This is a genomic window from Streptomyces sp. NPDC101151 (assembly GCF_044768335.1).
GTDB lineage: Bacteria > Actinomycetota > Actinomycetes > Streptomycetales > Streptomycetaceae > Streptomyces.
The window spans coordinates 1-10,928 of the sequence record NZ_JBIWPP010000080.1; the positions used below are offsets into that span (position 1 = coordinate 1).

Sequence of the window (10,928 nt, forward strand, 5' to 3'; positions counted from 1 at the left end):
GGGGCTGATCACGGGGGCGAGCGCCGAGTAGTCGTACGGAAGTTCCGGGAGCGTGTAAAGCGCCATGTCCAACGTCCTCCGACGTTATTGCCAATGATATGCAGCTGCACGCTAACAGCAGGAACGGTACCTTGCGATCAGGCGTTGGACCTAGGACCCCCGTGTCGCACGGAACCCGTCCGGCGATCGCCGGACTCCTCTGCGCCACCAACCGGACGAACCATCAGCGACCGGCGGGGGGAGGCAGTTCGCGACCCGGACTCCTCGCCCGCAGCGAGAAAGGCATTAGCGTGACCACGACCTCGTCGTCGGCACATGCCGATACGACAATGCCGTCGGACGCCCGGGCGCTGCTACGACGTCACGGCTTGCGCTGCACTCCGAGCCGGCTGCACACGTTGAGCCTGCTCGCCAGGTCGGGGCTACACCTGTCCTCGGCGCAAGTCTGCGCGGAACTGCATCGGCTGGGGGCGCCGTTCGACCCGGCCACCGTCTACCGAACCCTGGAAGCTCTGACGGATGCCGCCTTGACACACGCGGTTCACGGTCCGGGCCCGAAGCGCTACGGCATCAGCTCGACACCTCACCACCACACAGCGTGCGAACACTGCGGCCACGTGGGTGCTCTCGCCAGTGAGCACCTGAGGGTAGCCGTGGAGCGGATCGCGGAGCTGGCCGGATTGAGGCCCGGCACCGCCGGATCGCTGCTGGTCTACGGCCGTTGCACCAGTTGCGGTGACTGAGCAGGCGTAACGGTGTGAGGCGCCGCCCTTGGGACGGACGCTGTCAAGGCGGGACGGCGCCCCACACCGGGCCGACAGAGAGTGCACCGCTTCGGCCACCCCAGCCGAGCCCTTCCTGCAATCTAATCGTTATTGCGACAGTTTCGCAATAAGCGACCAGTGCCCGCGTCCGAGAGCCGGCGCGGCCCTACTCGGCGCGCTCGCCGGCCGTGGCCGGATTGGCCAACCCCGCCGTCCACTTCTCCTCGATCCGGCCCACCTTCCACACCAGCAGGGCGACGACCCAAGTGGCGAAGAACAGGCCGACGACGACATAACCGATGATGTTGAGGTCAAGCCCGGAGATCCAGTCCCAGAACGCACCGTGCAGACCCGCCTTCTCGGCAACCAGGCCGAGCAGTTCGACAGTGCCGATGAGGAGAGCGACGGCGACGGACAGACCGGTGATGGTGAGGTTGTAGTAAACCTTGCGGACCGGCTTGGAGAACGCCCAACCGTAGGCGAAGTTCATGAACGAGCCGTCGATGGTGTCGAACAGGGACATGCCGGCCGCGAAGAGGATCGGCAGGCACAGGATCGCGTACCAGGGCAGGCCGGAAGCCGCGCCCGAACCTGCGAGGACCAGTAGGGCGATCTCGGTTGCCGTGTCGAACCCGAGGCCGAAGAGCAGGCCCAGCGGGTACATCTGCCACGGCTTGGTGATCGACTTCATGACGCGGCCGAGGAGGCGGTTCATGAAGCCGCGACTGTTGAGCTGCTCCTCCAGCGCCGCCTCGTCGAAGTGACCGGAGCGCATCTGCTGGAAAACTTTCCAGATGCCCACCATGATCACGATATTGATGATCGCGATGACGTAGAGGAAGGTCCCGGAGACCGTGGTGCCGATCCAGCCGGTGACGTCATGCAGCCCGGAGTTGTCGTTCTCGACCGGGTCGGCGAGCGTCTTCACGCCGAGAGAGAGGAGGAAGGCGAGCGCGAAGACGATGCTGGAGTGGCCGAGCGAGAACCAGAAGCCCACCGAGAGCGGACGCTGACCGTCGTTCATCAGCTTGCGGGTGGTGTTGTCGATGGCGGCGATGTGGTCCGCGTCGAAGGCGTGCCGTAGGCCGAGGGTGTACGCGGTGACGCCGATGCCTATGCCGAAGGTCTTGGTGCCCAGGCTGTAGTGCTCGGGAGCGACGATCGCGACCAATGTGAACCAGCCAATGACGTGCAGCGCCAGGATGAAGGCGGCCATGCCGCCGGCGCCGGCCCATTCCTTGCGGGTCATCGATGTGCGTATGCGGTGCCACGAGATGCCGCGTCCGGCGGCTGGGGCGGCCGGCCGGGGGGAAGCGGAATCAGGAGCGGTGCTCATGGGGCGTAAGCCTTACTTCTCGGCGAGCAGCTGTTTTCAGCCGCACCTCCCAGGTTTCTGCGAACGAGTTGCAACTACAAGATAGAGGCAGCAAAGCCGTCGCCAGCTTTCAGTCAACGGCTGGAAAAGATCCCTGCTCGGCCTGCATGCCGACTCACGAAAGCGACAGGTGCACGCCTGGAAGTGCGCGCCCCCTCGGGCCAGGGAGGGGCTCGTGCAACTCGGGCGAGCCCACGCGAGCCCACAGCCGCGCCAGCGCCGCCAGGCTCGCATTCCGCCCCGACCTATTGCACACTGCTTGCAATAGCTATGGAGATGCAGGAAGAGGTAGGCGTGGGCTCTCCGATCGTGCTCGGCATCGAGTCGTCCTGCGACGAGACCGGTGCGGGGATCGTCCGGGACGGACAGTTGCTCGGCGACGCGGTGGCATCGAGCATGGACGACCACGTTCGCTACGGCGGTGTCGTACCCGAGATCGCATCCCGCGCCCACCTGCACGCCCTGCGACCCGTGGTCCGGCAGGCACTGGACAAGGCTGGGCTGTGCCTGTCCGACGTCGACGCCGTCGCCGTTACGACGGGGCCAGGGCTGTCCGGCGCCCTTCAGGTGGGTCTCGCGGGGGCGAAGACCATCGCCTACGCGCTGGGCGTTCCCCTGTACGGCGTCCACCACCTCGCCGGGCACGTCGCCGCCGACACCCTTGAGCACGGCCCCCTGCCCGACCCGTGCATGGTGCTGATCGTCTCCGGCGGCCACACCTCGCTCCTCCTGGTCCGCGACCTGGCCCGCGACCCCATCACCCACCTCGGCGACACTCTGGACGACGCGGCCGGCGAGTGCTTCGACAAGGCCGCACGGGTCTTCGGGCTGCCGTACCCCGGCGGTCCAGCCATCGACCGGGCAGCGAGTGAAGGGGATCCACGCGCCGTCCCCTTGCCCCGTCCGCTGCCCGGCTCGTACGACTTCTCCTTCTCGGGCCTGAAGACGGCGGCAGCCCGCTGGGCCGAGTCCTACGCGGGGCGCGAGCTGCCCGTGAACGACGGGGCCGCGTCCCTCCAGGAGGCGGTCGCCGACGTCCTGACCCGCAAGGCCGTTGCGGCCTGCACCGAGCACGGTGCCGGCACGCTGGTGGTCGTCGGCGGGGTCGCCGCGAACTCGCGGGTGCGGTCCTTGGCGCAGGAGCGCTGCCAGGCCGCCGGAATCGAACTGCGTGTGCCGCCGCTGGGGCTGTGCACGGACAACGGAGCGATGATCGCCGCCGTCGGCGACCTCCTCGTACGAGCCGGAGCTGAACCCGCCCCGCTGGACATGTCGATCGACCCGTCGGCACCGTTGGAATACGCGGCGCTGCAACCGGTCGCGGCTCGGATGGTGGTGGCGCTCTGATGGACATCCGTGTCGTCAGCAACGATGCTCTCCTCTCCCACAGCGCAGCGCTGCGCTCGGTCTACGCAGACGCGTTCTGCGCACCGCCCTGGAACGAGGACGAGGAGACGGCGAACAGGTTCGTCGCGCGGCTCTCGACGGACGTACGACGTCCGGGGTTCATCGCTGCGCTCGCCTTCAACGGCCGGAACCTCATGGGCTTCTCCACCGCCTGGACGACCCTCACCCCCTTCCCGACCGACCGCTGCTATCCGCAGGCATCTGCCGGGCTCGGTCAGGGCCGTACCCACGAATGGCTGTGCGGTGCCCGGGAAATAGACGAACTCGCCGTACGCCCCGCCGCCCGCGGCAACGGCATCGCCGGCCGCCTTCTCGAAGCGATCACCGAGGACGCCCCTCAGGGTCGGGCCTGGCTCCTCACCTCCCTCCGTGCACCCCAAGCCATCGCCTTCTACCACCGTCACGGCTGGACCCAGGCCACGCACCCTTCCCCCGACGGCCACGGCATCGCCGTCTTCCTCAGCCCACGCCATCCCGCCCGGTCCCTCGCCGCCCAGCCTCTGTGACTCCGAAGCCCGACGTGCGCACCGCCAACGCCCACGCTTCCTCGAATTTTTCACCGAGCGCGGCCACACCGTCCTGCCCAGCGCCCCGCCGGCCACGCCTGATCGGCGAGGACTCCCGAGGCAAGGTGGTTTTGGTGGCGCCATCAACGCGGGAACTGGCGAGGCGGGTTAGCGCGCCGCGCAATCAGTCAAGCAGCTGCTGAACGGCAAGGAGCAGCGGAACTGGCACAGGGCGGCGGCCTGCCCGCCAATCGCCTGCGGCATGTTCTCAGGTCCGTGTCGGCAACTCGCGCCGCGTGCCGAGGACTTGCAATTGCCTCCGATCAGGCGAATGAGCGGCCGGATGCGACAGCGACGCCGCAGGTAAGGGCAGATATAACCCCATGGCTGTTACCGCTCAGGTCGACACGACACGCCCCGTGACCACCCTCATCAACGTGTTCACGGTCTCACCCGACCGTCAGGACGAACTGATCGAGCTGCTCGTCCGCGCCACGGAGAAGACGATGAAGCACCAACCCGGCTTCGTCTGCGCCAACTTCCACGCCTCCCAGGACGGCGAACGTGTCATCAACTACGCCCAGTGGCAGACCGAGGAGCACTACCGAGCAATGCTCGCCAATCCCGAGGCCCGCGTCCACATGGACCAAGCGGCGAAAATCGCGACGGATGTCCAGCCCCGCCTCTTCCATGTACGGTCGACCCACTTCACAGCGCCGCTGGAAGGGTGACCGGACTGCCCTCACCGACGACTCCGTCAGCACATCTTGGCACGCATTCGCCTTCTCACCTACTGGATCACTGATCAGGCAGCTAATGATCTGTGGTGGACGCTGACGCAGTCGATCGCCGCGATGTGAGCGACCGGAGTCATCGTCTCCTCGAGCCACCGCGTGACGGATGCTGACATGCCCCTTGGGGCCGCACGCCCCCACGAGCACTCGACCGCGACCCGGCCTTCGCGCAGCGAAGTGATACCTCGCCACCCTCAGGGAAGAACCGGTGATCTTGGTGCCAACTACCCCTGTTTTGTGCCGACTAAAGACTGCAGTCACACACATGTGACCAAGATTGCTAGTTGACACAGGGCGACGTTCGTGACGTGCGCTGGTGCCAAGTGACTTCAGCAGCTGGAGGCATGGAATCAGACAGATAGTTGGCACTTTGGTACAGCGCAGGTCACTAGGGTGTCGCAGCGCACCGAATGACGAAACCAAGGCGTGTGGATGCGTCAACCAGCCAGCCTTACCTTTGCATTGCCAAGGCATGGGGCTTCATTGAACTGGTCACCGTAGGGTCGAAGGCCGCGACGGCGAACGGGGGTTCATGGATGGGTGACGGCAAGGTCCCGGGCAAGGTGCTGGACATCAAGACCGCCGACATCAAGGCGGCGGCACCGGCCTTCCACCAGGGCGCCATGGATCTGAGCAAGGCACTGACCACCCTCATCCAGACCCTCGACGGCCTCGGGGAGCCCTGGGGCCACGACGAGCAGGGCAACGAGTTCGGCAAGGCCTACAAACCGCAGCAGAAGAAGATCGAGAGCGCCGCGGGCATCCTGGTGCTCGGGCTGACGAGCATTCACGAGGCCATGGTGGACCTGTCCGACGGAACCGTGGACAACGACCAGCTCATCGCCGGCATGTTCACTGAAGTGAAAACCGCCAAGCAGAGCGACGGTGCCGGTGAGCGTTGAGGACAAAGCCCGCCACATCCTTCTCAAGCTGGGCATGTGGTGGCCCGAGGCCGACTCCGGCCAGCTGCGGGACGCGGCGAAGGCCTGGCGCACCTTCGCTGGGGCCGTCGACGACGTCCGCTCCCCCGTGCACCGCAACGCGTCGTCGATCATCCACCACAACACCGGTGAGTCGATCGTTCGACAAGTTCTGGGGCCGCTACGCCAAGGACCAGGACGGCGGCTGGCTCAGTGACCTCGCGAAGTCCTCGCGTGAGATGGCCAAGGCACTCGACAAGCTCGCCGACGCCATCGACGACGCCATCAACAAGCTCTGGACGCAGATCGGCATCGACGCCGCCGTCATCGCGGGCGGAGTGACGCTCGCCTTCTTCACCGCAGGCCTCGCCTCCGGGGCGGCCGTCGCGGCGGCGGACGCGGTCATCGAGTTCGGTGCCACGATGGGCGTCGCGGTCACCACGACGGTGGCCGAGATCGCCGCAGGCACCCTCATCGCCGCCGCCTTCGGCGGCGTCGAGTCGGTCGCCGTCGACCTCGCCATCGCCCAGCCGCTGAAGATGGCGACGGGGCTGCAGCACGGGTTCAGCCTGGACGAGGTCAACCAGTCCGCCAAGGACGGCATGATCTTCGGCGGCGCGCTGGGAGCGGGCGGCGGCCTGCTGAAGGCGAGCATGGAGGGCGGGCTGAGCGACACGACCCCGCTTCTGCTGCGCCCGCCGTCGCTTCGCCCGGACCTGGTCGAGCTGGGCCCGGCGGCCCGCAACGCCGAGCGCACCCCGTGCGTGGGCGAGCCGATCGACGTGGCGACCGGCGCGATGCTGATGACGCAGACGGATCTGACGCTGCCGGGCAGTCTGCCGCTGGAGTTCACCCGCACCCACCTGTCCTCGTACCGGGGCGGGGTCTGCTTCGGCACGACCTGGATCTCCACCCTCGACGAGTGCCTCCAGATCGACGGTGAGGGCGTCGTCTTCGCGGCGGCGGACGGCATGCGCCTGGTGTACCCGGTGCCCGAACCGGGCGTGCCGACCATGCCGGTGAAGGGCGCCCGGTGGCCCCTGGAGTGGGACGGCAAGCCGGACAGCGCGATGACGGTCACGGACCCGGCCACGGGCGTGGTCCGCACCTTCGCCGCCCCGGTTCCCTCCCCGACCTTCGGCGTGTTCCACCTGGCACTCGACTCCTGGACCGACCGCAACGGCAACCGCATCGACGTCGAACGCGACGACGACGGCGTCCCCTTCGGCCTGCGCCACTCCGGCGGCTACTACGTCGCCGTCGACACCCAGGGCCCGCGCATCACCGCCCTGCGCCTCCTGGACGAGCCGCCCTCCCGCTACCGCCCCGGCAGCACGACCGACGCAGGCACGGTCGTCATGCGTTACGGCTACGACGCCTCCGGCAACCTCACGGAGGTCATCAACTCCAGCGGCGAGCCTCTGCGCTTCACCTACGACGCCGAGGGCCGCGTCACCCGCTGGACCGACCGCAACGGCACCTGGTTCGGTTACGTCTACGACAAGCGCGGCCGGGTGGTGCGCACCGAGGGCGTCGACGGCATCCTGTCCGGCACCCTGACCTACGACGACACCGCCCGCACGACGACGTACACCGACTCCCAGGGCCATGTCTCGGTCCACCGGTACAACGCCGAGGGCCTCGTCGTGGAGGAGACGGACCCACTGGGTCATGTCACGCGCACGGAGTGGGACGAGTACGGCGACAAGCCATTGGCGATCACCGACGCCCTTGACCACACCACCCGGTACACCTATGACGACGCTGGCAACCTCACTGAACTTGCCCTGCCCGACGGGTCGGTGGCACGGGCCGTATACAACGCGCTCGGACTGCCGACCGAGGTGGTCGAGCCGGGCGGCGCGGTGTGGCGACACGCGTACGACGAACAGGGAAACCTGCTCAGCACCGTGGACCCGACCAGCGCGGAGACGCGGTACACGAACCTTGAGGCGGGCCGCCCAACCACGATCACGAACGCTCTCGGCCACACCCGGGCACTGGCCTACGACGCTGCGGGCTTGCCGATAGCCGTGACGGACGAGCTCGGCCACACGACGGCAATCCGCCGGGACGCCTTCGGCCGGGTGGTCGAGGTTACCGATCCGCTGGGCCACACAACTCGCCTGGAATGGACGACAGAAGGCAATCAATCCTGGCGGGAGCAGCCCGACGGCACCCGAGAGACGTGGACCTGGGACGCGGAAGGCAACCTGCTCTCCCACACCGATCCGGCAGGCCGAACGACCCGGCACACCGCAGCCCGTTTCGACGTACCGGCAACGAGAACCGATCCGGACGGCGCTCGCTATGAGTTCTCATACGACACGGAGCTGCGCCTGACAGGCGTCACCAATGCGCAGGGACGCACTTGGTCGTACACCTACGACGAGGCCGGCCGTCTGGTGACAGAGACGGACTTCAACGGTCGCACGCTCACCTACACGCACGACGCGATGGGTCTGGTAACAGCGCGGACCAACGGTGCGGGGCAGACGCTGCATCTCACACGGGATGCGTTGGGTCGGCTTGTGGAGCAGCGCTCGGAGACGGATGGCGTAACGGCATTCGCCTATGCGGCGGACGGGCGCGTGGCGCGGGCGGTGAACGCGGATGCGGACGTTGCCTTCACACGGGATGCGATGGGCCGTGTACTGAGCGAGACCGTCAACGGTCGTACCATCACGTACACCTATGACGCCCTGGGCCGCCGGGTTCTCCGCGTGACCCCGGCGGGCTCGGCGTCACACTGGACATACGATCCCGCGGGCAGGCCGACACAGATGCGTTCCGACGCGGGTGCGCTGGTCTTCACGCATGACGCGGCAGGACGCGAGACACATCGCCACGTAGGCAGCGCTGTCACCCTCACGCAGAACTGGGACGCGGTCGATCGTCTCACCGCCCAATCTCTCACGGCGGGTGCGCACAATCTGTTGCAGCACCGCGCGTACGCCTATCGCGCCGATGGCCGTCTGGCCGAGATCCGAGAGCTCACGACAGGCAGGCGCCGCTTCGATCTCGACTCCATGGGGCGAGTGACGGGTGTACGAGCCCACGGCTGGAGCGAGACCTACACCTACGACAGCGCGGGCAACCTCACCGACGTATCCGCAGCCGACCACGCCGCCGCCGGTGATCGTGACATCGACGGGGTGCTGGTCCGGCGGGCGGGCGATACCACGTACGCCTACGATTCCCAGGGCCGTCGGACCCATAAGACACGCAAGCTGTTGAGCGGGCAGACGAAGACTTGGGTGTATGCCTGGAACGCGGAAGACCGCCTTGTCGAGGTTGTCACGCCCGAGGGAGACCGGTGGCGGTACACCTATGACCCGCTGGGCCGCCGCGTCGCCAAGCTCCTCCTCACACCGGACGGTTCGGAGGCCAACCGAATCGACTTCACGTGGGAGGAAAATCTCCTCGCCGAGCAGCTCCTCACAGACGGCAGGGTCACGACCTGGGACTACGCCCCTGACACACCCCGCCCCATCGCCCAAACCACCAGCAGGCAGGCACACGGGTCCGCAGGCACGTCCTTCCTCTCCCGGCTAGCCGAGGAGACCACGGCCGACCTCACCATGCGCTTCCACGCCGTTATCACGGACGCGGTCGGCACCCCGACCGAACTCATCACCGCCGAAGGTGCCGTCGAGTGGCAGAGACGCACCACTCTGTGGGGCACGTGGTACTCCGCTCCCGCGGACGACACCGAGTCCGTGGACTGTCCCCTGCGTTTCCCCGGCCATTACGCCGACGCCGAATCCGGCCTGCACCAGAACGTGCAGCGCTACTACGACCCGGAGACCGCGGCATACCTCTCCCCGGATCCGCTCGGTCTGGAAGCCGGCCCGCACCCATACTGGTATGGCCCTCACCCGCTCACCTGGATGGACCCTCACGGTCTCGCGCTCTGCCGCGACACTCCGAGGCTGGAGACCGGGAACGACAAGGAGGGCTGGATCCACATCGACAAACGGCACATCTCGGGAACCGCTCAAAACGGCCACGGCGATCTCATGCCTCCGTCCACGACTCGCGATCAGGTGGAAAAGGCCATCAGGATAATGGTCAAGCGAGGTCAGCGAATGTCGTCTCCGGGGCGCCAGCTCCAGACCTTCGAAAAGAGGATGACCGTGAACGGGTTGTCCGCCCGGTACCGACTCATCGTCGACTCGCATGACGGAAACCGCGTGATTACGTTCTTCCCGGTCGGAAAGGGCTACACCCCTTGATCACTTTCCAGTTCACCGTGCGCCCCGACCAAGGCGACCCCCACGGGTTCGACATGGGCGACATGGTCGTCACCGGGGATTTCGGCACAGTCGACTCGGCCGGCCACGTCCCCGATCAGGGCATGATGATCTACCTCTCGGTCGTCCAGTTGCTGGACAGCCTGCGCGAATTTCTGCAGGGCGACGCCCGCGTGCTCAGCTACATCGGCGCCGATACGTCGTTCAATCTTGTGGTGAGACGAAACAAGGAGGGTCTGTCGGTCGCTGGCAAGAATGGCGTGATCGCCCAGACAACCGCTCCGGAGCTGACCTCCGCTGTGCTGCACGCGGCGAAGGCCCTTGGCCGCAGCCTTCCTCAAGAAGACACCGTCAGATTCGACTGGGAAAACGCCATCGCTGATTTCCGCCCCCTCGTACCAAACATAAACGGCTGACGACGGGACGTCGGAAGTCGAACCCGGGGGCGCCGGGACGCATCCTCATTTGCCAGCATCACCACCTGAGGTAGAGCGTGCCTATGCGGGGATGCTGCAGCTTCCCAAGCGCGGGGCTCTGGCCACGAGTTGGTACGCGAGTGGCCCGACGCGGGTCTCGGTCATCCAGCGGTTGTGGCCGCCCCCGAGTGAGCGACGTCGCGATGAGCCTCGCGCTCGAAAGCCAGCCGGTGAGAGCAGCGCAGTGAGCTTGTTCCGCTTTGACGGACACCATCGGTGTGGTGGTCAGGCTGCGAGTGCGGCCTCGTATTCGGCGGGACTGCGGTTAGCCGAGACTGCTGTGCAGTCGGTGCAAGTTGTACCAGCCCTCGATGAAGTCGAAGATCGCGGTGTGGGCAGCGGCCCGGCTGGGCCAGGGGCTGGTGCCGAGCAATTCCCGTTTGATGGTGGCGAAGAACGACTCGGCGAGTGCGTTGTCCCAGCACTGCCCGGT

The 10,928-nt window shown here is 66.8% G+C and carries 10 protein-coding genes and 1 pseudogene; 8 read left to right on the top strand and 3 right to left on the bottom strand.

The genetic code is table 11. The features are described 5' to 3' along the window. A pseudogene (locus ACIRU3_RS46585) lies at positions 1-66 on the bottom strand (superoxide dismutase); the annotation flags it as partial. A 224-nt stretch (positions 67-290) separates the two neighbouring features. Here ACIRU3_RS46585 and ACIRU3_RS46590 point away from each other — a divergent pair. Beyond that, positions 291-743, top strand: a complete 453-nt coding sequence (locus tag ACIRU3_RS46590) for a Fur family transcriptional regulator (RefSeq protein ID WP_404070371.1) — start codon at positions 291-293, stop codon at positions 741-743. Positions 744-930: 187 nt separating this feature from the next. On the opposite strand, the gene ACIRU3_RS46595 is transcribed toward ACIRU3_RS46590, so the two are convergent. Further along, positions 931-2,100 carry a HoxN/HupN/NixA family nickel/cobalt transporter gene (locus ACIRU3_RS46595; protein ID WP_404070373.1) on the bottom strand — a complete coding sequence of 390 codons (1,170 nt, stop codon included), beginning with the start codon at positions 2,098-2,100 and terminating at the stop codon, positions 931-933. A 333-nt stretch (positions 2,101-2,433) separates the two neighbouring features. Here ACIRU3_RS46595 and tsaD point away from each other — a divergent pair, with 333 nt between their 5' ends. From tsaD to ACIRU3_RS46630, 7 genes are all read left to right on the top strand, one after another. Next, positions 2,434-3,486, top strand: coding sequence for a tRNA (adenosine(37)-N6)-threonylcarbamoyltransferase complex transferase subunit TsaD (gene tsaD / locus ACIRU3_RS46600; protein WP_404070375.1), 1,053 nt, complete (start codon positions 2,434-2,436; stop codon positions 3,484-3,486). Continuing rightward, positions 3,486-4,052, top strand: coding sequence for a GNAT family N-acetyltransferase (locus ACIRU3_RS46605; RefSeq protein WP_404070377.1), 567 nt, complete (start codon positions 3,486-3,488; stop codon positions 4,050-4,052). The genes tsaD and ACIRU3_RS46605 overlap by 1 nt, the downstream gene beginning before the upstream one ends. Before the next feature lie 419 nt (positions 4,053-4,471). Next, positions 4,472-4,783 (top strand): antibiotic biosynthesis monooxygenase family protein, encoded by a 312-nt coding sequence (locus ACIRU3_RS46610; protein ID WP_404070379.1) that lies wholly within the window; start codon positions 4,472-4,474, stop codon positions 4,781-4,783. A gap of 599 nt (positions 4,784-5,382) precedes the next feature. After that, positions 5,383-5,748, top strand: a complete 366-nt coding sequence (locus ACIRU3_RS46615; protein WP_404070381.1) for a hypothetical protein — start codon at positions 5,383-5,385, stop codon at positions 5,746-5,748. Then, positions 5,738-5,983: a hypothetical protein gene (locus tag ACIRU3_RS46620; RefSeq protein WP_404070383.1), complete on the top strand. Its 246-nt coding sequence runs from the start codon at positions 5,738-5,740 to the stop codon at positions 5,981-5,983. The genes ACIRU3_RS46615 and ACIRU3_RS46620 overlap by 11 nt, the downstream gene beginning before the upstream one ends. Then, a complete protein-coding gene (locus ACIRU3_RS46625; protein WP_404070385.1) occupies positions 5,916-10,001 on the top strand; it encodes a DUF6531 domain-containing protein in 4,086 nt (1,361 codons plus the stop codon). Before ACIRU3_RS46620 ends, ACIRU3_RS46625 begins: the two co-directional genes overlap by 68 nt. Next, positions 9,998-10,435 carry a hypothetical protein gene (locus ACIRU3_RS46630; RefSeq protein ID WP_404070387.1) on the top strand — a complete coding sequence of 146 codons (438 nt, stop codon included), beginning with the start codon at positions 9,998-10,000 and terminating at the stop codon, positions 10,433-10,435. The genes ACIRU3_RS46625 and ACIRU3_RS46630 overlap by 4 nt, the downstream gene beginning before the upstream one ends. A gap of 325 nt (positions 10,436-10,760) precedes the next feature. On the opposite strand, the gene ACIRU3_RS46635 is transcribed toward ACIRU3_RS46630, so the two are convergent. Further along, positions 10,761-10,928 (bottom strand): integrase core domain-containing protein (locus tag ACIRU3_RS46635; protein WP_404070389.1); only part of this gene is annotated, 168 nt, incomplete at its 5' end.

Coding starts and splice junctions, on each gene's coding strand:
- ACIRU3_RS46615 (WP_404070381.1), top strand. CDS start 5,383: ATGGGTGACGGCAAGGTCCCGGGCAAGGTGCTGGACATCAAGACCGCC.
- ACIRU3_RS46605 (WP_404070377.1), top strand. CDS start 3,486: ATGGACATCCGTGTCGTCAGCAACGATGCTCTCCTCTCCCACAGCGCA.
- ACIRU3_RS46595 (WP_404070373.1), bottom strand. CDS start 2,100: ATGAGCACCGCTCCTGATTCCGCTTCCCCCCGGCCGGCCGCCCCAGCC.